The 20,560-nt window shown below is 67.1% G+C and carries 13 protein-coding genes; 4 read left to right on the forward strand and 9 right to left on the reverse strand.

The window, feature by feature from the left end:
- The first annotated feature begins 300 nt into the window (after nucleotides 1-300).
- Nucleotides 301-4,488 (forward strand): DNA-directed RNA polymerase subunit beta, encoded by a 4,188-nt coding sequence (gene rpoB, locus Y958_RS04085; RefSeq protein WP_088871002.1) that lies wholly within the window; start codon nucleotides 301-303, stop codon nucleotides 4,486-4,488.
- Between the two features lie 108 nt (nucleotides 4,489-4,596).
- On the forward strand, nucleotides 4,597-8,796 hold the full coding sequence (gene rpoC, locus Y958_RS04090) for a DNA-directed RNA polymerase subunit beta' (RefSeq protein ID WP_088871003.1): 4,200 nt from the start codon (nucleotides 4,597-4,599) through the stop codon (nucleotides 8,794-8,796).
- Nucleotides 8,797-8,872: 76 nt separating this feature from the next.
- On the opposite strand, the gene Y958_RS04095 is transcribed toward rpoC, so the two are convergent.
- A complete protein-coding gene (locus Y958_RS04095) occupies nucleotides 8,873-9,604 on the reverse strand; it encodes a tetratricopeptide repeat protein (protein WP_186291250.1) in 732 nt (243 codons plus the stop codon).
- On the opposite strand from Y958_RS04095, the gene Y958_RS31830 reads away from it, so the two are divergent.
- Nucleotides 9,603-9,746, forward strand: a complete 144-nt coding sequence (locus Y958_RS31830; protein ID WP_186291251.1) for a hypothetical protein — start codon at nucleotides 9,603-9,605, stop codon at nucleotides 9,744-9,746. The genes Y958_RS04095 and Y958_RS31830 overlap by 2 nt on opposite strands.
- Nucleotides 9,747-9,824: 78 nt before the next feature.
- Here the strand turns inward: Y958_RS31830 and Y958_RS04100 are convergent, their stop codons facing one another.
- Both Y958_RS04100 and Y958_RS04105 read right to left on the reverse strand, forming a co-directional pair.
- Nucleotides 9,825-10,553 (reverse strand): tetratricopeptide repeat protein, encoded by a 729-nt coding sequence (locus Y958_RS04100; RefSeq protein WP_088871005.1) that lies wholly within the window; start codon nucleotides 10,551-10,553, stop codon nucleotides 9,825-9,827.
- 140 nt (nucleotides 10,554-10,693) lie between these two features.
- Nucleotides 10,694-11,146 carry a YaiI/YqxD family protein gene (locus Y958_RS04105; protein ID WP_198924897.1) on the reverse strand — a complete coding sequence of 151 codons (453 nt, stop codon included), beginning with the start codon at nucleotides 11,144-11,146 and terminating at the stop codon, nucleotides 10,694-10,696.
- Nucleotides 11,147-11,272: 126 nt separating this feature from the next.
- Here Y958_RS04105 and ettA point away from each other — a divergent pair, with 126 nt between their 5' ends.
- Nucleotides 11,273-12,949, forward strand: coding sequence for an energy-dependent translational throttle protein EttA (gene ettA, locus Y958_RS04110; protein ID WP_088871006.1), 1,677 nt, complete (start codon nucleotides 11,273-11,275; stop codon nucleotides 12,947-12,949).
- Between the two features lie 64 nt (nucleotides 12,950-13,013).
- Here the strand turns inward: ettA and Y958_RS04115 are convergent, their stop codons facing one another.
- The 6 genes from Y958_RS04115 to Y958_RS04140 form a co-directional block, all read right to left on the reverse strand.
- Nucleotides 13,014-14,279: a histidine-type phosphatase gene (locus Y958_RS04115; RefSeq protein ID WP_211098525.1), complete on the reverse strand. Its 1,266-nt coding sequence runs from the start codon at nucleotides 14,277-14,279 to the stop codon at nucleotides 13,014-13,016.
- A complete protein-coding gene (locus Y958_RS04120) occupies nucleotides 14,279-17,212 on the reverse strand; it encodes a TonB-dependent receptor (RefSeq protein WP_088871007.1) in 2,934 nt (977 codons plus the stop codon). Before Y958_RS04120 ends, Y958_RS04115 begins: the two co-directional genes overlap by 1 nt.
- A 120-nt stretch (nucleotides 17,213-17,332) precedes the next feature.
- Entirely contained in the window at nucleotides 17,333-18,328 is a 996-nt protein-coding gene (locus Y958_RS04125; RefSeq protein ID WP_088871008.1) for a FecR family protein, read from the reverse strand.
- Nucleotides 18,328-18,843, reverse strand: coding sequence for an RNA polymerase sigma factor (locus Y958_RS04130; protein WP_088871009.1), 516 nt, complete (start codon nucleotides 18,841-18,843; stop codon nucleotides 18,328-18,330). Before Y958_RS04130 ends, Y958_RS04125 begins: the two co-directional genes overlap by 1 nt.
- 97 nt (nucleotides 18,844-18,940) lie before the next feature.
- A complete protein-coding gene (locus Y958_RS04135) occupies nucleotides 18,941-19,720 on the reverse strand; it encodes a hypothetical protein (protein ID WP_088871010.1) in 780 nt (259 codons plus the stop codon).
- 99 nt (nucleotides 19,721-19,819) lie between these two features.
- A complete protein-coding gene (locus Y958_RS04140; RefSeq protein WP_211098526.1) occupies nucleotides 19,820-20,473 on the reverse strand; it encodes an MlaC/ttg2D family ABC transporter substrate-binding protein in 654 nt (217 codons plus the stop codon).
- Between the last annotated feature and the right edge of the window lie 87 nt (nucleotides 20,474-20,560).

Here is a 20,560-nt window from a genome sequence, read left to right on the forward strand (position 1 = left end):
GTGGGCGTTTCTGAAAAAAAGATGGCGCTGGACGGTGGCACTCCCCATATGGGGGACCGCCGCCCGGCGCTGTCGCCTTTTTCTGGAGGATGTCGTATGGTGATCCTCCAGTTTCTTCCCGAAGAAGGTTCCGCGATGGAATTTGGGGCGGGAAGGGCAGTTTGAGTGTTTGGCGCCGGACGGCGGCCGCTTCCGAAGGGGGCGGGGCCGGACGCGCCTATTTGTGTTTGTTTCGCTTGCCGTCGCATCCAAATCGGCCGGCGCAGTTGACCCGGGCCTAGTTCACGAGAGGCGCATTTCATGGCCAAGTCGTTCACGGGACGTAAGCGTATTCGTAAGAGCTTCGGACGCATCCCCGAAGTGACCCGCATGCCGAACCTCATCGAGGTTCAACGGAGTTCCTACGACCACTTCCTTCAGATGGACACGGCGCCCGAGAAGCGCGCCAATCTGGGCCTTCAGGAAGTGTTCAAGTCGGTTTTCCCGATCAAGGACTTTTCCGACCGTGCCGTGCTCGACTTCGTTAAGTACGAGCTTGAACAGCCCAAGTACGATGTCGAGGAATGCCAGCAGCGCGGCATGACCTTCGCCGCGCCCCTGAAGGTGACCCTGCGCCTGACCGTCTTCGACATGGACGAGGACACCGGCCTGAAGTCCATCCGCGACATCAAGGAACAGGACGTCTACATGGGCGACATGCCCCTGATGACGGCCAACGGCACCTTCGTCATCAATGGCACCGAGCGCGTCATCGTCAGCCAGATGCACCGGTCGCCGGGCGTGTTCTTCGACCACGACAAGGGCAAGACCCATTCGTCGGGCAAGTACCTGTTCGCCGCCCGCGTGATCCCCTACCGCGGCTCCTGGCTGGACTTCGAGTTCGACGCCAAGGACCTCGTGTACGTCCGCATCGACCGCCGTCGCAAGCTGCCCGCCACCACCCTGCTGTTCGCGCTGGACGGCGCCGAGACGCAGCAGCTGCGGGCCCAGCGCGCCAAGGCCGGTCAGGGCCTGGCCCCGTATGAGGCCCAGGGCATGTCGAAGGAGGAGATGCTCTCCGCCTTCTACGACACCATCACCTATTCCCGCGCCGGCGACGGCTGGAAGACCCCCTTCGTCGCCGAGCGTATGAAGGGCGTGAAGCTGGCCTCCGACCTGATCGACGCCCGCACGGGCGAGGTCCTGCTGCAGCGCGAGACCAAGATGACCCCCCGCGTGCTGAAGAAGCTGCAGGAGGGTGGCCTGGAAGAGGTGAAGGTGCCGACCGAGGAGCTGGCTGGCCGCTACCTCGCCATCGACATCATCAATGAGCTGACCGGCGAAGTGATCTTCGAGGCGGGTGACGAGATCACCACCGCCGCCCTGGAGAAGCTGGAGAAGTTCGGCGTGGACGAGGTGCCGGTCCTGGCCATCGACCATCTGAACGTCGGCGCCTACATCCGCAACACCATGGCGGCTGACCGTAACGCCAGCCGTGAGGACGCGCTGATCGACATCTACCGCGTCATGCGCCCGGGCGAGCCGCCCACGCTGGAAAGTGCTGAGGCCCTGTTTAGCGGCCTGTTCTTCGACAGCGAGCGCTACGACCTGTCGGCCGTGGGTCGCGTGAAGATGAACGCGCGCCTGGGCTTCCAGACCGACGACCAGATGCGCGTCCTGCGCAAGGACGACATCCTGGCCATCCTGAAGCTCCTGGTCGAGCTGAAGGACGGCCGCGGCGAGATCGACGACATCGACCACCTGGGCAACCGTCGCGTCCGCTCCGTCGGCGAGCTGATGGAGAACCAGTACCGCGTCGGCCTGCTGCGCATGGAGCGCGCGATCCGCGAGCGCATGAGCTCGGTCGAGATCGACACGGTCATGCCGCACGACCTGATCAACGCCAAGCCGGCCGCGGCCGCGGTGCGTGAATTCTTCGGCTCCTCGCAGCTGTCGCAGTTCATGGACCAGACCAACCCGCTGTCGGAAATCACCCACAAGCGTCGTCTCTCGGCCCTCGGGCCGGGCGGTCTGACCCGTGAGCGCGCGGGCTTCGAAGTCCGCGACGTGCACCCGACGCACTACGGCCGCATCTGCCCGATTGAGACCCCCGAAGGTCCGAACATTGGCCTGATCAACTCGCTGGCGACCTATGCCCGCGTGAACCAGTACGGCTTCATCGAAAGCCCCTACCGCAAGGTGGTGGACAAGCGCGTTACCAACGAGGTGGTCTATCTCTCCGCCATGGAGGAAGGCCGCTACATGGTGGCGCAGGCCAACGCCACGCTGGACGCCGACAACCGCTTCATGGACGAGCTCATCAGCTGCCGTAAGGGCGGCGAGTACATGATGACCCGCTCGGACATGATTGACCTGATCGACGTGTCGCCGAAGCAGCTGGTGTCCGTCGCCGCGGCGCTGATCCCGTTCCTGGAGAACGACGACGCCAACCGCGCGCTGATGGGCTCGAACATGCAGCGTCAGGCCGTGCCGCTGATCAAGGCGGACTCGCCCCTGGTCGGCACCGGCATGGAAGCGACGGTCGCCCGTGACTCGGGCGTGGCCATCGCCGCGCGCCGCGCCGGCGTGATCGACCAGATCGACGCCACCCGCATCGTCGTGCGCGCCACCGGCGACACCGATGCGGCGGCCCCCGGCGTCGACATCTACAACCTGCTGAAGTTCCAGCGCTCCAACCAGAACACCTGCATCAACCAGCGTCCGCTGGTGAAGGTGGGCGACCGGGTGGAGAAGGGCGACATCATCGCCGACGGTCCCTCGACCGACCTGGGCGAGCTGGCCCTGGGCCGCAACGTGCTGGTCGCGTTCATGCCCTGGAACGGCTACAACTTCGAAGACTCGATCCTGATCTCCGAGCGCATCGTGCGCGATGACGTCTTCACCTCGATCCACATCGAGGAGTTCGAAGTCATGGCCCGCGACACCAAGCTGGGCCAGGAAGAAATCACCCGCGACATCCCCAACGTCGGCGAAGAGGCTCTGAAGAACCTCGACGAGGCGGGCATCGTCTACATCGGTGCCGAGGTAAAGCCGGGCGACATCCTGGTCGGCAAGGTGACGCCGAAGGGCGAAAGCCCGATGACCCCGGAAGAGAAGCTGCTGCGCGCCATCTTCGGTGAAAAGGCCAGCGACGTGCGCGACACGTCCATGCGCCTGCCGCCGGGCGTCACCGGCACGGTGGTCGAGGTCCGCGTCTTCTCCCGCCGCGGCGTCGACAAGGACGAGCGCGCGCTGGCGATCGAGCGGGCCGAGATCGAGAAGCTGGCCAAGGACCGCGACGACGAGAAGGGGATCCTGGAGCGCAGCTTCTACACCCGCCTGAAGGAAACGCTGGTCGGCCAGTCCGTCCTGTCCGCCCCGCGCGGCATCAAGTCGGGCGAGGTCATCACGGAAGAGCTGCTGTCCGGCCTGTCGCGCGGCCAGTGGCGCCAGATCGCGGTCGCCAACGACCAGATCATGGAGAACGTGGAGGCCTACGGCCGGGTGTTCGACGAGAGCATCCAGAAGCTGCAGGAGCGGTTCGAGAACAAGGTCGAGAAGCTGCAGCGCGGTGACGAGCTGCCGCCCGGCGTCATGAAGATGGTCAAGGTCTTCGTGGCGGTGAAGCGCAAGCTGCAGCCCGGCGACAAGATGGCCGGCCGTCACGGCAACAAGGGTGTGATCAGCCGCATCCTGCCCATCGAGGACATGCCCTACCTGGCCGACGGCCAGGCGGTCGACATCGTTCTGAACCCGCTGGGCGTGCCCTCGCGCATGAACGTCGGTCAGATCCTGGAGACCCACCTGGGCTGGGCGTCGGCCAACCTCGGCAAGCAGATCGGCCAGATGCTGGACCAGATGCGCCATGCCGAGCCGGAGGCCAAGGCCCCCGTCCTTGAGAACATCAAGGGCCGCATGAAGCATATCTACGGCGAGGCCGCCTACACCGAGGAGGTGAGCGACCTGACCGATGGTGAGGTTCTGGAACTGGCGGGCAACCTGCGCCGCGGCATCCCATTCGCGACCCCCGTCTTCGACGGCGCGCGGGAGGACGACATCGTCCGCATGCTGACGGAAGCCGGCATCGACAGCTCGGGCCAGATGGTGCTGACCGACGGCCGTACCGGCGAGGCGTTCGATCGCAAGGTCACCGTCGGCTACATCTACATGCTGAAGCTGCACCACCTGGTGGACGACAAGATCCACGCGCGCTCCATCGGCCCGTACAGCCTGGTCACCCAGCAGCCGCTGGGCGGCAAGGCCCAGTTCGGTGGCCAGCGCTTCGGTGAAATGGAGGTCTGGGCGCTGGAAGCTTACGGCGCCGCCTACACGCTGCAGGAAATGCTGACGGTGAAGTCGGACGACGTGTCCGGCCGCACCAAGGTCTACGAAGCCATCGTCCGTGGCGACGACAACTTCGAGGCCGGCATTCCGGAAAGCTTCAACGTGCTGGTCAAGGAACTGCGGTCCCTGGGCCTGAACGTCGAGCTGAACGAGCGGTCCTACTGATCACCGGTTGAGCTTGGGCGGCGCCCTCGGGGGGATTCCCCCGGGGGCGCTCGTCCGTCCCGGTTCGCAGCCAATTGAATTCCCAGCCCTTCCCAGGGGAGACGGCTTATGAATGAGTTGATGAACATTATCGGCCAGGTGCAGGGGCCGCAGAGCTTCGATCAGATCCGCATCTCGATCGCCAGCCCTGAGCGCATCCGGTCGTGGTCGTTCGGCGAGATCAAGAAGCCCGAGACCATCAACTACCGTACCTTCAAGCCGGAGCGCGACGGCCTGTTCTGCGCCCGCATCTTCGGCCCGATCAAGGACTACGAGTGCTTGTGCGGCAAGTACAAGCGCATGAAGTACCGCGGCATCATCTGCGAGAAGTGCGGCGTCGAGGTGACGCTGGCCAAGGTCCGGCGTGAGCGCATGGGCCATATCGAACTGGCCTCGCCCGTCGCCCACATCTGGTTCCTGAAGAGCCTGCCGAGCCGCATCGGCCTGCTCATGGACATGACGCTGAAGGATCTGGAACGGGTCCTGTACTTCGAAAACTACGTCGTCACCGAGCCCGGCCTGACCCCGCTGAAGCTGCACCAGCTTTTGTCGGAGGAGGAGTACATCCAGGCCCAGGACGAGTACGGCGAGGACGCCTTCACCGCGTCCATCGGCGCCGAGGCCATCAAGGTCCTTCTCTCCGCCATCGACATGGAAGAGGAGATGAAGACCGTCCGCGAGGAGCTGAAGGAGACTTCCAGCGAGGCCAAGCGCAAGAAGCTGGTCAAGCGCCTGAAGCTCATCGAAGCCTTCCTGGAATCCGGCTCGCGTCCGGAATGGATGATCCTGGACGTCGTCCCGGTCATTCCGCCGGAACTGCGCCCGCTGGTCCCGCTGGACGGCGGCCGTTTCGCCACGTCCGACCTGAACGACCTGTACCGCCGCGTCATCAACCGTAACAACCGCCTGAAGCGGCTGATCGAGCTGCGCGCGCCGGACATCATCGTGCGCAACGAGAAGCGCATGCTGCAGGAGGCCGTCGACGCCCTGTTTGACAACGGCCGCCGCGGCCGCGTCATCACCGGCGCCAACAAGCGTCCGCTGAAGTCCATCAGCGACATGCTGAAGGGCAAGCAGGGCCGCTTCCGTCAGAACCTGCTGGGCAAGCGCGTCGACTACTCCGGCCGTTCGGTCATCGTGGTGGGCCCGGAGCTGAAGCTGCACCAGTGCGGCCTGCCCAAGAAGATGGCGCTGGAGCTGTTCAAGCCTTTCATCTACGCCAAGCTGGAACTGTACGGCATGGCCTCCACCATCAAGGCGGCCAAGCGCATGGTGGAGAAGGAGCGGCCCGAGGTCTGGGACATCCTGGAAGAGGTCATCCGCGAGCATCCGGTCATGCTGAACCGGGCGCCCACGCTGCACCGCCTGGGCATCCAGGCCTTCGAGCCGACCCTGATCGAAGGCAAGGCCATCCAGCTGCACCCGCTGGTCTGCACCGCCTTCAACGCGGACTTCGACGGTGACCAGATGGCCGTGCACGTTCCGCTGAGCCTTGAGGCCCAGCTGGAAGCGCGCGTCCTGATGATGTCGACCAACAACATCCTGTCGCCCGCCAACGGCAAGCCCATCATCGTGCCCAGCCAGGACATCGTCCTGGGCCTGTACTACATCACGATGGAACTGCCGGGCTCCGTGGGCGAGGGCATGGCCTTCACCGACATCGGCGAGATCGAGCAGGCGCTCGCGGCCAAGGTCGTCACCCTGCACTCCAAGGTGAAGGCCCGCTACCACACCGTGGACCAGGATGGTAACCCCATCATCACCCGCGTGGAGAGCACCCCCGGCCGCATGCTGCTGTCGGAAATCCTTCCCCGTCACCCGGCCATCGGCTTCTCGATGATCAACCGGCTGCTGACCAAGAAGGACGTGGGCAACATCATCGACGCCGTCTACCGCCATTGCGGTCAGAAGGAGACGGTGATTTTCGCCGACCGCCTGATGAAGCTGGGCTTCAGCCACGCCTGCCGCGCCGGCATCTCCTTCGGCAAGGATGACATGGTCATCCCGGCCGAGAAGGAGACGCTGATCCATGAGGCGCAGGAGCGCGTCAAGGAGTACGAGCAGCAGTACCTGGACGGCCTGATTACCCAGGGCGAAAAGTACAACAAGGTGGTCGACGTCTGGTCGGAAACGACCGAAAAGGTCGCCGGCGCCATGATGAAGGTCATCGAGCAGCCGCGCCCCGGCGTGGGCGTCAACTCGGTGTACATGATGGCGCACTCCGGTGCCCGTGGCTCCGCCGCCCAGATCAAGCAGCTGGCCGGCATGCGCGGCCTGATGGCCAAGCCCTCGGGCGAGATCATCGAGACGCCCATCATTTCCAACTTCAAGGAAGGCCTGACCGTGCTGGAGTACTTCAACTCCACCCACGGCGCCCGTAAGGGTCTGGCCGATACCGCCTTGAAGACGGCGAACTCCGGTTACCTGACGCGTCGTCTGGTCGACGTCGCCCAGGACGCCATCGTCGTGGAAAACGATTGCGGCACCACCAAGGGCCTGACCATGCGCGCCGTCATCGACGGCGGCGAGGTCATCTCGCCCCTGTCGGAACGCATCCTGGGCCGTTGCGCCTCGGTTGACGTGGTCGATCCGCTGAGCGGCAAGGTTCTCGTTCCGGCCGCCGGCCTGATCGACGAGCAGGCCGTGGAGCTGATCGAGCGCGCCGGCATCGACACCGTGCTGATCCGCTCGGTGCTGACCTGCGAGACCCGCGAGGGTGTCTGCGGTTGCTGCTATGGCCGCGACCTGGCCCGCGGCACCACCGTGAACATCGGTGAGGCCGTCGGCGTCATCGCCGCGCAGTCGATCGGTGAGCCCGGCACGCAGCTGACGATGCGTACCTTCCACATCGGCGGTGCGGCCCAGCGTGGTGCCGAGCAGTCGTCCGTGGACAGCAGCCTTGACGCCAAGGTCGTCGTGAAGAACCGCAACATGGTTCTGAACGGCGAGGGCGTTCCCGTCATCATGGGCCGCAACGTGGAACTGGCGCTGTTCGACAGCCAGGGCCGCGAGCGCGCCCGTCACCGCGTCCCCTACGGCGCCAAGCTGAACAAGCTGCTGGTCGAGGACGGCGTGCTGGTGAAGAAGGGCGATCGCCTGGCGGAGTGGGACCCCTACACCCTGCCGATCATCACCGAGCGGGAGGGTGTCGCCAACTACGTCGACCTGGTCGAGGGCGTGTCCATGCGCGAGGTGGTCGACGAGGCCACCGGCATCTCGTCCAAGGTGGTGGTCGATTGGCGCCAGCAGCCGCGCGGTGCGGATCTCCGCCCCCGCGTGACCCTGCGCGACGCCAACGGCGATGTCATCAAGCTGCCGAACGGCGTGGAAGCCCGCTACTACCTGAGCGTGGACGCCATCCTGTCGGTGGAGAACGGCGCGCATGTGAAGGCCGGTGACGTGCTGGCCCGTATCCCGCGTGAAAGCTCCAAGACGCGTGACATCACCGGCGGTCTGCCGCGCGTGGCCGAGCTGTTCGAAGCCCGTCGTCCCAAGGACTTCGCCATCATCTCGGACATCGACGGACGGGTTGAGTTCGGCAAGGACTACAAGACGAAGCGCCGCATCGTCGTCGTCCCCAACGACGAGAACGAGACGCCGCGTGAGTACCTGATCCCGAAGGGCAAGCACATCTCCGTGCAGGAGGGTGACTATGTCCAGAAGGGCGACCTGCTGATGGACGGCAACCCCGTCCCGCACGACATCCTGGCCGTTATGGGCGTGGAGGCTCTGGCCTCCTACCTCACCAACGAAATCCAGGACGTCTATCGTCTGCAGGGCGTGAAGATCAACGACAAGCACATCGAGGTGATCGTTCGCCAGATGCTGCAGAAGGTCGAGATCGACGAGCCGGGTGACACCACGCTGCTGATCGCCGAACAGGTCGACCGCGCCGAGTTCGAGGCCGAGAACCGCAAGGTTCAGGCCCGCATGGACGAAGGCGAGGGTGGTCTGCGGTTCGCCCGCGGCCGTCCGGTGCTGCAGGGCATCACCAAGGCCAGCCTGCAGACGCGTTCCTTCATCTCGGCCGCCTCGTTCCAGGAAACGACCCGCGTCCTGACGGAAGCCGCCGTCCAGGGCAAGTCGGACAACCTGGAAGGCCTGAAGGAAAACGTCATCGTCGGCCGTCTGATCCCGGCCGGTACCGGCAGTGTCGTGAACCGCCTGAAGCAGATCGCCGCCGAGCGCGACCGCGAACTCTCCGCCTTGCAGGCGGGCGAGGATCCGGCCCTGCCGGCGGACGTCTCGACGGAACAGCCGGCCGCCTGAGGCGACCGACTGTCTGAGTAAAGTGAAGGGCCGCATCCCTGCCGGGATGCGGCCCTTTTCTCATTCCGGCGCGGCGTCACAGCGGATGTATGGCGCCTCTGGTCTGATCCGCCGTGGGCAGAGGCTGGCCAGGGTGCCAGGCGGCGGCCAGCTCATGGGAACGTTGCTGGACGTTGGCCGGCAGTTGCTGTTCCAGCGCGGCCCGCATCTTGGCGATGTCGGGGTCATCGCTGGGGCTCAGCAGCACCAGGATGTAGGCCCGTGTCGGGTCGTGCGGCGCGCCCTCGCCGGCCAGGGTCTGGACGGCCAGGAAACGCAGGGCTTCGGGATCGCCTTGAGTGGCGGCGCGCTCGCACCACATCAGCGCCGCCTGGGTGTCCTTCGCCACGCCCACGCCGTTGTAGTAGATCATGGTCAGGTTGTCCTGGGCCTGCAGGTCACCCTTGGCCGCCGCCTGCCGGAACAAGGTGATGCCCCTTGCCTGGTCTTCCGGCACGCCGCGCCCCAGGAAATAGAGCGAGCCCAGGTTGTTCAGGGCATGGGCTTGGCCCTGCGCGGCGGCCTCCTCATACCAGGCGCGGGCCTTGGCGTTGTCATGGAGGAACGGGGGCGGCGCGCCCTGGCCCGAGGCCGGCTCGATCTTCACCGGCGGTTCCTCATAAATCCAGCCGAGATAAGTTTGCGCCTCGGCGTCGCCCTTTTCCGCCAGCGGCGTCAGCAGGGCCACGGCTTCGGTCTCTTTCCCCGCCTCAAAGGCCGCGATACCCTGGTCCAGTGTGGATGTTGCGGCGGGTTGTACGGCTGGCATGCCGGATGTCGGTGGCGTGTCGGCCTGCATTGTCGCGGCACCGGCTGGTCCCACCGCCATGGTCAGTCCGGCGACGGCCCACGCCGCCACGATTAAGGCGCGCGACGCGCACGGCCACCCCACCCTGTTGTTCCCCATCTGACATTCCCCTCCATTCGCCCGTTACCAGGCGTGTTAGGGAAGAATGTTAAACAACTAAGGCGGGACAATGGCGGGCGTCTCACGTCCGCGTCGCCGTCGGCAGCGGTTGGCCCGGCTGCCAGGACTTGGCCAGGGTCTGCGCCTCCGCCTTTTGGGCGGTCGTCAGTTCACCGTCCAGGCGGGTGCGCAGGGCCTGGGCGTCGGGGTTGTCGCCGGACAGCATGGTCAGGGTGTAGGCCAGCACGGGGTTGCGCGGCAGTCCGGCGCCGGTGTCGTAGAGGCGGGCCAGCAGGGTCTGGGCGTGCGGGTTGCCCTGGCGGGCGGCGGCGCGGGCCCAGTGGGCGGCCTCCGCATCATCCTTGGGCGCGTCCTGACCAAGATAATAGATCATCGCCAGGTTCATCTGGGCCTGGGCGTCGCCCTTCTTGGCGGCCTTGCGGAACAGGCTGATGCCCTTGGCCGCGTCCTTCGGAACACCGTTGCCCAGATAGTAGAGGGAGCCCAAGTTGTTCAGGGCGTGGGCGTGGCCCTTATCGGCCGCCTTCCGATACCAGGCCTGGGCGCGGGCGTAATCCACCGGCACGCCCAGCCCCTTTTCATACATCCAGCCGAGATAAGTTTGAGCCTCGGCATCGCCCTTGTCGGCGGCGGGCGCGAGGTCGGCCAGGGCGGTGGGGTAATCCTTGCGCTCGAACGCGCCGACGCCTTTCTGTGTGTTGGCTAAGGCGACCCCGCCAGCCAGAGCGGCGCACAGGGGCAGCAGGGTGGCCGCTAGCACGGCGGATTTGCGCCAGGAACCATGTTGCATGCCCAAACCCTCCAATCGCTGCGGCCCCAACAAGGCCCACGCTGTACGTCAGCATCAGCGTGGGCAGCCATTGGGGCGGGAAAGGGGCAGGGGAAGGGATGCCCTGTGACCAGGCTGTGACATGCGATCGAGTGTCGAGCTTATTTACCCATCTTCTTGACGGCGTTCACCGCCTGGTCCAGGGCCTGCAGGAACTGCGACTTGTCGCGCTTGGCCATGGGGGCGTTGCCGCCCTGGACCACGCCCATGGCGCGCAGGTCGCTCATCAGGGCGCGGGTGGCGATGGCCGTGCCGATGGATTGCGGGGTGAAGGGGCGCCCGGTGGGGCCGATGACCCTGCTGCCGGCCTTAAGGCTGCGGTCGGCCAGGGGGATGTCGGCGGTGATGACGATGTCGCCGACGCCGCAATGGGTGGCGATCCAATCGTCGGCGGCGTCGAACCCGTCGCTGACCACCACCAGCTGCACCAGGCCGCCGGGCGGTACCCGCAGCGGGCCGTTGGAGACCAGGTAGGTCTTCAGCTGATAGCGTTCCGCCACCTTGAACACCTCTTCCTTCACGGGGCAGGCGTCGGCGTCGACATAGATCTCCAGCATAGGGTTTAAGGCTTTCGAATGCGTGCCGCCCGCGTTGCGCGCGGGTGGGATGGTGGGGTAAAAGGCGTCGCCGGCTGGGTTGCGACCCTGCCCTTGTTGCCACCCTTTGTGAAGAGACAGCCCATGGCGTCGTACCAATATGTTTATGTGATGAAGGGTGTGACCAAGGTCTACCCCGGCGGCCGCAAGGTTTTCGAGAACATCTGGCTGAGCTTCTACCCCGGCGCCAAGATCGGCGTGCTGGGCGTGAACGGCTCGGGTAAGTCCACCCTGCTGAAGATCATGGCCGGTCTGGACAAGGACTACAACGGCGAGGCCTGGGCCGCCGACGGCGTGTCCGTCGGCTACCTGCCGCAGGAACCGCAGCTGGACCCCAACAAGAACGTCCAGGAAAACGTCATGGACGCCCTGGGCGCCACCAAGGGCCTGCTGGACCGGTTCAACGAGGTCAGCAACGCCATGGCGGATCCGGACGCCGACTTCGACGCGCTGATCGCCGAGCAGGCGGAGCTGCAGGAGAAGATCGACGCCGCCGACGCCTGGGATATCGAGCGCACCGTGGACATCGCCATGGACGCCCTGCGCTGCCCTCCGGGTGACGCCGATGTGACCAAGCTGTCGGGTGGTGAGAAGCGCCGCGTGGCGCTGTGCAAGCTGCTGCTGTCCAAGCCCGACATGCTGCTGCTGGACGAACCGACCAACCATCTGGACGCCGAGAGCGTCGCCTGGCTGCAGCGCTTCCTGGCCGACTACAAGGGCACGGTGGTGATGGTCACCCACGACCGTTACTTCCTAGACAACGTCACCGGCTGGATCCTGGAACTGGACCGCGGCTCGGGCATCCCCTACGAGGGCAACTACTCCAGCTGGCTGGAGCAGAAGGAAAAGCGCTTGGCCCAGGAAGGCCGCACCGAGGACGCCCGCCAGAAGCAGCTGGCCCAGGAACTGGAGTGGGTGCGGCAGAGCCCGCGCGCCCGCCAGGCCAAGTCCAAGGCTCGTATCCAGGCCTACGAGGAATTGTTGGCCCAGAGCACGAAGGAGGCGATCACCGACACCCAGATCGTCATCCCCGTGCCGCCCCGCCTGGGCAACGTGGTCATCGAGGCCGATCACCTGAAGAAGGGCTTCGGCGACCGCCTGCTGATCGACGACCTGTCCTTCCGCCTGCCGCCGGGCGGCATCGTGGGCATCATCGGCCCCAACGGCGCCGGCAAGACTACCCTGTTCCGCATGATCACCAACCAGGACACGCCGGACGCCGGCACCTTCAAGGTGGGTGAGACGGTGAAGCTGGGCTATGTCGACCAGAGCCGCGACGCCCTCAACCCCAACAAGACGGTGTGGGAAGAGATCTCCGGCGGCCTGGACATCATCGAGCTGGGCAAGAAGTCCATGCCCAGCCGCGCCTATGTCTCCGCCTTCAACTTCCGTGGCTCCGACCAGCAGAAGAAGGTGGGGCAGCTGTCGGGTGGTGAGCGCAACCGCGTGCACCTGGCCATGATGCTGAAGTCCGGCGCCAACGTCCTGCTGCTCGACGAACCGACCAACGACCTGGACGTGGAAACCCTGCGCGCCCTGGAAGAGGCGCTGGTCAGCTTCGCCGGCTGCGCCGTGGTCATCAGCCACGATCGCTGGTTCCTGGACCGCATCGCCACCCACATCCTGGCCTTCGAGGGTGAAAGCCAGGTGGTCTGGTTCGAGGGCAACTACCAGGACTACGAAGCCGACCGCAAGCGGCGCCTGGGTGCCGCGGCCGACCAGCCGCACCGCATCAAGTACCGCCCGCTGGTGCGCAACTGAGCGCCAGAGTCAGTGAAATGGGGAACGGGGAGCGGTGATGGCGCTCCCCGTTTTCATTGGTGACTCATTCGTCCCGTGTGGCGCCTTCCACCACCCGTCGGAACTGTTCCACCGGGCAGTCCATCGCCGGGCCCGCTTGGCTGCACCCGGGAATGAAGACGGGTGTCGACAGGGGCGGCTGGGCTTCGGTCAGCGGGCTCAGGGCGCGCAGCTGGTCCAGGCTTTGCGCCGTGAAGCGGGCCCGGATGACGGTTTGGCCGTCCGCCCGGCGCCAGCGCTCCAGCACCAGCGCCGATCCGGGGGGCACCTGATCGGGCTGATAGCCCGGCAGCACCCAATCCAGGCGCAGCAGGCCGGCCAGCAGCAGGAGGGTGCCGTCGTGACCCACCAGCACGGTGACGGCGGGGCCGTCGCCGGCCAACAGGTCCGCCAGATGCCGGGCGAGCGGCCCGGCGCCCACGCGGGCGATGTAGGGCGTGCGCAGCCGGGCGTCCAGATCGGCGGCATGCGCGGCCCCGGCGCGGTTCAGCGCGTCGGGGTTCACCCGCCCACCCAGCAGGCCGTCCAACGGTGCCCCATCAGCATAGGCCATGATCAGGCTTTCCGTCAGGCCTGACGCCGTGGCCAGCGGGCTTTGCAGCCTCAGCCAGTCCTCGCCTTGGCCCCGATCCAGCGACGACGGCACGTCGGTCAGCAGCCGGCGGCCGGCCAGCCTGCCGCCGGGCTGGACCTGCGCGCGGCACTCCACCGGGGCGCAGTTCAGCAACAGGCGCTGCAGGGCCTCCACCGTGTCGGCATGCGCCGCCGTCCAGGCCGTGGCGTCACCGATGCGCCCGCGCACTGCGGCCAGGGCCAGGTCGGGATCCAGATGCGTGACCCCTGCCGGCACCGGGTCGAACAGCGGATCGGCCTTGGTCGCCACGGTGTCGACGCGGGCGGGGCAGCCGGGCAACAGCTGTTCGGCCAGCGCCCGCCCCGTCTCCACCGTGCGCTGGGGCAGGTTGGCGTGCACCTGGGCGGCGGCGCAGTCCCCGGCCGGCAGCAGGCCCAACGCCCGGTAATGCTCCCGGTAATAGGCGCCGAACAGGCTGGCCGCCTGGAAGCCGTGGGCCGTCAGATGCCCCGGCGGCACGGCGAAGGTCGGCCAGGCCTCCGCCGTCCAGCGGCCCAGCTCCTCCGGCGCCGACATGGCGGCGCGGATGCCATGCCGGGTGAGGATGACCACCCGCTCCAGATGGTCCGCCGGCGCCCCGGCCGCCTCCGGCCGGGTGGGGAGGGCCAGCAGCAGCATCGCCGCCGCCAGCCCCCGCAGCAGGGCCTTGCCGCGCATCAATACTTTGCCCGCACGCCGAACCGGAAGGTGCGGCCGAAGTCGGTGTAGGTCGCGAAGATGCCGTTGTTCACATACTGGCTCTGGGCCGCACCGGTGACGTTGATGGCCTCCGCCGTCAGCGTCAGGTGGTCGTCCACCGCGTAGGTCGCGTTCAGGTCCAGGGTGCCGAAGGCCCGATCGTTGACCGAGGACAGGCCGTTGGTGCCCACCTGGTTCAGGATGTTGCCCGTCCAGCTGTAGGCGGCGCGCACGCCGATGGGGCCTTTCTCATAGAAGGCGGTCAGGTTGTAGCTGTGGCGGGCCACGCCGGCCAGGTCGGCCTCGAAGAAGCGGCCGGTGGTGATGTCGTGGTAGGTCGCCCCGGAGTTGGTGATGGTGAGGTTGGCCAGGAAGCCCAGGCCGTCGAAGGGGGCGGGCAGAAAGGTGAACAGCTGCTGATAGGCCAGTTCGCCGCCGATGACATGGGCGCCGCCGCCGTTGACGGGCGCGGTGAGCAGATAGCTCTGCCCGTCCACCACCAGCGGGGTCACCTGGTTGAAGGTGAAGGTACTGATGTCCTTGTAGAAGAAGTCGGCGATCAGCGCGCTGCTGCGGGTGAAGTACCACTCGGCCGAGGCGTCGTACTGCCAGGCCTCGTAGGGGCGCAGCTGCGGGTTGCCGCCGCTGGCGGTGAAGATGGTGTTGGAGGAGTTCAGCGTGATCTGCGGGCCCAGGCTGGACAGCGACGGCCGGGTGATGACCTTGGAGGCCGCCAGGTGCAACTGCACGTCGGGCTGCAGCTCCAGCACCAGGTTGGCCGAGGGCAGGGCGTTGGTGTAGATGCGCTCGTACCGCACCGGGATGGCCTTGGTGCCGCTGGTGGCGCTGCCGCTGGACGTCTGGTCGGTGTTGGTGACGCGCACGCCGGCGTCGCCGCGCAGGGGCAAACCGAACAGGGTGGTGGACAGGCTGGTCATGACGTAGCCGGCGCCGATGGTTTCCGTCACCTTGTAGGAATTGCGCTGATCGGCGGCCGTCAGCGGCTGGTTCACCACAGCAGGGTCCATGCGGCTGTAGAAGGCGTTGGTGTCCGGCACCAGCCAGGTGCGGGGCAGGGTGCCGGAGGCGTCGGCCAGGAAGCCGCTGACCGGGAAGCTGTCGTAATAGCTGGCGGGGAAGTACTGGCCGGCGATGTTCTGGGTGATGGTCAGGTCGCGGCGGTCGTAGTCGCGGCCCCGATCGCGGTACTTGGCGCCCATCTGGATTTTGGAAAAGGGGCCCCAGTCCAGTTCATGCGCCGCGTCGAACTGGATGGCGCCTTCCGTGTCCTTGGCGTTCTCGGTACGCCATTCCAGGCGGCGGCCCGGCAGCAGGGTGATGGAGTTCAGGTCGGCGGTCAGATAGTTCAGGCTGGGCACGCCATCGTCCGACGACGGCATGCTGAAGCTGACCTGGCCGGCGGACCCCAGGATGCGGGACCGGCGGATGGGCGTGGGCGTGCCGCTGTCGGCTCGGTTGTAGGCGCCGTCGGCCGACAGGGTCCAGCCGGCGATGCGGTATTTGCCGTTCAGCCCCACCTGGTAGTTGGTGTGCAGCAGGTCGGACTCCTCGCGCCCGATCTGCACGCTGACCGGCGCGGTCGCCGCCACGACAGCGCCATCCCGGATGGACACGCTGCCCGGCACCGCCTTGGATATGGTCCAGTCGGCGGAGTAGGTCTTCTCGTCGTAGTGCATGTTCAGCCGGGTGAACAGCACGTCCAGCCCGACTTCCAGATTGTCGTTCGGCGCCCATTGCGCCGCCGCGTTCATGCCCACCCGGCGGCTGTGCTGCATCTCCAGGGTCGGGCGCACGCCGCTGGCATCGATGACCGCGCCGCTGTCGGCCTTGCCGTCGCCGTTCGTGTCGATGCCGTTGGGGTAAAGGGTCCAGTTGCTGCCCAGCACGCGATCCTGGCGCACCGTGCGCTCGTCATACACGGCGGCCAGCAGGACGCCGAAGGTCCTGGCGTCGTTGTTCCAGCTGGTCAGACCGGAGACGTGGGGATCGGCGGCGTCGGCCAGCTGGGCATAGCTGCCGCTGGCGGAACCGGTGAAGGTCAGGTCGCCCAACTCCAGGGGGCGAAAGGTGCGGATGTTCACCAGGCCGCCGATGGCGCCCTCATCCTGGCTGGCCAGGGGGCTTTTCACCACCTCGATGCCCGACACCAGCTCCGACGGCAGGGTATCGAAGCGGAAGTTGCGCCCCGACTGGCCGCTGTCGCGCACGTTCTCGTTCACCGCCATGCTGCGGCCGTTCAGGGTGGTGACCTCGAAATCGGGCCCCAGGCCGCGGATGCGAACGAACAGGCCCTCGCCCCGGTCGCGGGAGATGGTGACGCCCGGGATGTGCTGCATGGCCTCGGCCACGTTCTGGCTGGGGAACTTGCCGATATCCTCCGCCGAGATGGCGTCCACCACGTTGTCCGCCTGGCGCTTGGTGTCCAAGGCGCGGGTGACGCTGCCGGCGAAGCCGGTGACGATGATCTCTTCCAGCGGGCTGGCGTCGGCGGTCGCCAGGCTGCTGGCGGCCGTCGCCGCCGGGGCGGCGGTCGCGGCCTTGGCGGCCCCGACCTTCAGCACGACGCTGTCGCCATCCAGCGTGTAGTCCAGCCCGGTACCGGCCAGCAGGCGGTCCAGCGCGTCCGGCGTGCTGAAGGCGCCGGTGAGGCCGCCGGTGCGCTTGCCGTCCAGCAGCACCGGGTCGGCCAGCACCTGCATGCCGGTGGCGCGGGAAAAGGCGTTGAGGGCGGCACGCAGGTCGCCGGCGGCGATGGTGAACTGCGTCACGTTTTGCGCCGCCGGGGCGGCCGGCGCCGTGGCGGTGAGGGCGGCCGTGGCCAGGGCCAGGGCGGAGGCCGATGCGCGCAGGCGGCGCAGGGCGCGATTGAGCGGCGTGTCCAGGTTCTTCATTCTTGTCCCCAAATCCCGTGGCCACGTCCCCCCGTGGACGCGACCTCGGGCCGGAAGACGACCGGCGGTCCGGAAACCGGACATCGAATTTTATGAAGCTTATAAGACGGGGCTCGGGGCTCAGGCCGCGGGAACCAGCAGCAGCCGGTCGGCCTGCCGGTCCACGGTGAAGCCATGCACCCGGCCCAGCGTGGCCAGCAGCCGCGCGGGATTATCCAGGCGGAAGCGGCCGGAGATCTGCCGCGTCGCCAGGCGGCTGTCGGTCAGCACGATGGGCAGCGCGCTGCGGCGGCTCAACCTTTCCGCCAAGCGGCCCAGGGTGATGCCCTCCGTCTCCAGCCAGCCTTGGCGCCAGTCCTCGGCGGCGGGGTTGAAGTCCGCCAGGGACTGGAGCTGGCCGTTGTGCACGGCGGCGCGCTGGCCAGCCGTCAATTCCCGGCCCGTGCCGGCGCCGGCGGCGGTGAAGCGCACTCGGCCGCGGTAAACCGACAGTTCCACCACGTCGCGCGTCAGGTCGACGTCGAAGGCGGTGCCCAGCACGGTGATGGCGGCGCGGCCGCCAGCCTCGATTTCGAAGGGCCGGTCGCTGTCATGCGCCACGTCGAAATAGGCCTCCCCCCGGCTCAGGGTCAGCCAGCGATGGCCGTGGCCCAGGCGCGCCTCAACCACCGTGTCGCCGTTGAGGTTGAGGGCCGTGCCATCGGGCAGGGTGACGGTGCGGCCTTGGCCGCCGGCCGTCTCATAGCGCAGCGGTGTCGCCATGTAGCGGTCGACGTTGGGCCAGACGACAATCAGCGCCAACGCGGCGCAGGCCGCCAGGGCCAGGCCGGGCAGCAGGCGCCGCGCCCGGGGGATCGTCCGGGGGACTGCACGGGACGCGGGCCGGCGGGCTGCGCGCGGCGCGGCGTTCAGCCCGGCCATCGCCTCGGCCAGGGCGGGGTCCTCCAGGGTGGCGTGCAGCGCCTGATAGCTGTCGCGATGGCCAGGGTCGGCCGCCAGCCAGGCCTGGAAGGCGGCTTCCTCCTCGGGCGTCAGGGGCGCGTCGGCACGGCGCAGCGCCCAGCGGGCCGCCTCTTCCACCGGGCTGGGGTTCCAGACAACGCGACGCTCGGCCATCACGGCAATTCCTCCTGCCGCGTGGCGCGGGGGCGGGCGCGCTCACTGCGGGACATCTCCTGGTGCAGCCATTCCAAGGCGCGCACCACATGCTTTTCAGCCGCCGCCTCGCTGATGTCCAGCGTCTGGGCGATGTCGCGCAGGCTTTCCCCTTTCAGCCGGCGGCGGACGAAGACCTCGCGGCGCAGGGGCGGCATGGCATCCAGCGCCCGTTGAAAGGCGGCGACGCGCTGACGATGCATGATCACCTCTTCCGCCCGGGGCGCTTCGCAGGGCAGGTCGTTGCCCAACTCCTCGGTGGACGCCCGGCGGCTGGCGCGGAAATGATCGCGCACCAGATTCTGGGCGATGCGGAAGCATAGGGCGGCGCTGTCGCCCACCGTGCTTTTCAGCCGGTAGGTGAACAGACGGATGAAGGTTTCCTGCACCAGGTCTTCGCTGACCCAGGGATCCCCCACGCGGCGCATGATGAACCGGTAAAGGCTGGTACGTTCTGGAAGCGAATCCTCGGTCATGGCGTGCGCCTTTGGCCTTCGATGGCGCGGCCTCTATCACCAACCGCCACCAATTGCGACCTCCGGCGCGTGACATTCTCATGACCGGCACCTCACCTTAAGGCGGAGGGGGCGCCGGCAGCAGGTGGGCCGCGACGGTGGTTTCGAAGCCTTGGTCTCGGGCGATTTCACCGGCGGGCGCGACGGTCCATGGCCAGGTGGCCAGCGGCTCCCCCGGCAGTGTCAGGCCGAACAAGGGGTCCTCGACCCTTTGGATGCGGCCTTGGCCGTCCAGCCACCGCCGCTCCACATCCGCCAGGATCAGGCACGGTGCGGCCAGGCGCGCGACATGGTCCAGGTGCGCCCGCACGATGTCCGCCGCCAGGACATCGGCCGCCGTTTCCCCGTCCTGCGCCGCCACCAGGCTGCGCGCCGCCAGCGGCAACTGCGAGGCCAGATTCAGGGAAAGAACCAGGTCCGGTGCTGTGTCGGCGTACGCGTCGCAATAGGGATTCAGTGGCCGGCCGGCAACGATGTCGGCCACCGTCCCCGTCAGATCCACCAGGTCCAGCGTGATTTTGGGATCGCGCCAGGCGCGCCACCGGGCTTCCGGCCCGTGGGCGATGTCGGCCAGGATGATGCGGCCGAAGCGGGGCGTCAGGATGTCCAGCGGCAGGTCCAGCAATGGCCCGGACCCCAGCACCAGCAGGGTGCCGCCCCGGCCGAAGCGCTGTGCCGCCTGCGCCACCGCGCGGTGGCTGTTGGCCAGATGGGACGCCCACGCGACGCGCTGGCGCCGGGCCCGCGCCGTGATGGCGGCGGACTCGTGATGATAGCCCAGCCGCCGGGCGGCGGGTGAGCAGAGCGTCAGCCGGCTGGCGATCCATTCCCTAAGCATGACGGAAGGCTACGGCGCCCCGCGCCAAAAGAAAATGGCGCCCCGGGGTCGTTGCCTCGGGACGCCATTCCAACTGCCAATTCTCTCGGATGCCGGCCTTTACTGGGCCACGCCGGCGTTGGCCTTCTGAATCCGGTCGCGCAGGGCTTCCAGCAGGGCGTTGAAGTCGCCGCCATGGCTTTCGATCACCGACGCGAACTCCGACCGCTGGGTCAGGCTCATGCTGACGTTTTCCACCACCACGTCGATGATGCGGAAGCTGCCATCCTTGGACCGCAGGCGCCAATCGACGTTCACCGCCGGTCCGTTGGAACGGACCACCTGGCTGTTGACGATGGCATCCTTCTCGCCATCCGGCTGCGCGGCGCCGACCTTGAAGGTCTCGCCCGCGTACTGGCTGAAGCGCTCTGAATAGACCGAGACGATCATGGTCTGGAACAGCTTCATGTATTCCTGGCGCTGGGCGTCATTGGCGACGTTCCAGTAGCGGCCCAGGACGAAGCGGCCGATGGTCTGCAGGTCGAAGTTCTGCTGCAGCAGTTGGGTGAAGGTGGACTGGACCTCCGCCTTCGAGGCGCCAGGCTTGGACAGGACGCCGATGGCCTTGTCGCCCAGGCCCTGGACGAACTTCACGGCGGCACCGGCATCCGCGGCGGCCTGGGCGGGGGTGGCGAGCGGCAAGCCCAGGGACAGGGCAAGGCCCATCGTGGCGGTGCCGAGCAAAAGGGTGCGGCGCGTCAGCATGTTGGTCATGGCCTTGTTGATCTCTTCGTGTGTCAGGACAGTCTGTCGGGGACGGGAACGGATGCAGTGATGGGTGTCACGGCGGGGCAGTACAGT

Origin of the sequence: Nitrospirillum viridazoti CBAmc, from assembly GCF_000730165.1 — a bacterium.
Lineage (GTDB): Bacteria > Pseudomonadota > Alphaproteobacteria > Azospirillales > Azospirillaceae > Nitrospirillum > Nitrospirillum viridazoti.

What these genes read in the sequence shown, in the direction of transcription:
- rpoB (WP_088871002.1), top strand. Translation starts at nt 301, where the DNA reads ATGGCCAAGTCGTTCACGGGACGTAAGCGTATTCGTAAGAGCTTCGGA.
- rpoC (WP_088871003.1), top strand. Translation starts at nt 4,597, where the DNA reads ATGAATGAGTTGATGAACATTATCGGCCAGGTGCAGGGGCCGCAGAGC.
- Y958_RS31830 (WP_186291251.1), top strand. Translation starts at nt 9,603, where the DNA reads ATGCCGGATGTCGGTGGCGTGTCGGCCTGCATTGTCGCGGCACCGGCT.
- Y958_RS04095 (WP_186291250.1), bottom strand. Translation starts at nt 9,604, where the DNA reads ATGCCAGCCGTACAACCCGCCGCAACATCCACACTGGACCAGGGTATC.
- Y958_RS04100 (WP_088871005.1), bottom strand. Translation starts at nt 10,553, where the DNA reads ATGCAACATGGTTCCTGGCGCAAATCCGCCGTGCTAGCGGCCACCCTG.
- ettA (WP_088871006.1), top strand. Translation starts at nt 11,273, where the DNA reads ATGGCGTCGTACCAATATGTTTATGTGATGAAGGGTGTGACCAAGGTC.
- Y958_RS04115 (WP_211098525.1), bottom strand. Translation starts at nt 14,279, where the DNA reads ATGCGCGGCAAGGCCCTGCTGCGGGGGCTGGCGGCGGCGATGCTGCTG.
- Y958_RS04120 (WP_088871007.1), bottom strand. Translation starts at nt 17,212, where the DNA reads ATGAAGAACCTGGACACGCCGCTCAATCGCGCCCTGCGCCGCCTGCGC.
- Y958_RS04125 (WP_088871008.1), bottom strand. Translation starts at nt 18,328, where the DNA reads ATGGCCGAGCGTCGCGTTGTCTGGAACCCCAGCCCGGTGGAAGAGGCG.
- Y958_RS04130 (WP_088871009.1), bottom strand. Translation starts at nt 18,843, where the DNA reads ATGACCGAGGATTCGCTTCCAGAACGTACCAGCCTTTACCGGTTCATC.
- Y958_RS04135 (WP_088871010.1), bottom strand. Translation starts at nt 19,720, where the DNA reads ATGCTTAGGGAATGGATCGCCAGCCGGCTGACGCTCTGCTCACCCGCC.
- Y958_RS04140 (WP_211098526.1), bottom strand. Translation starts at nt 20,473, where the DNA reads ATGACCAACATGCTGACGCGCCGCACCCTTTTGCTCGGCACCGCCACG.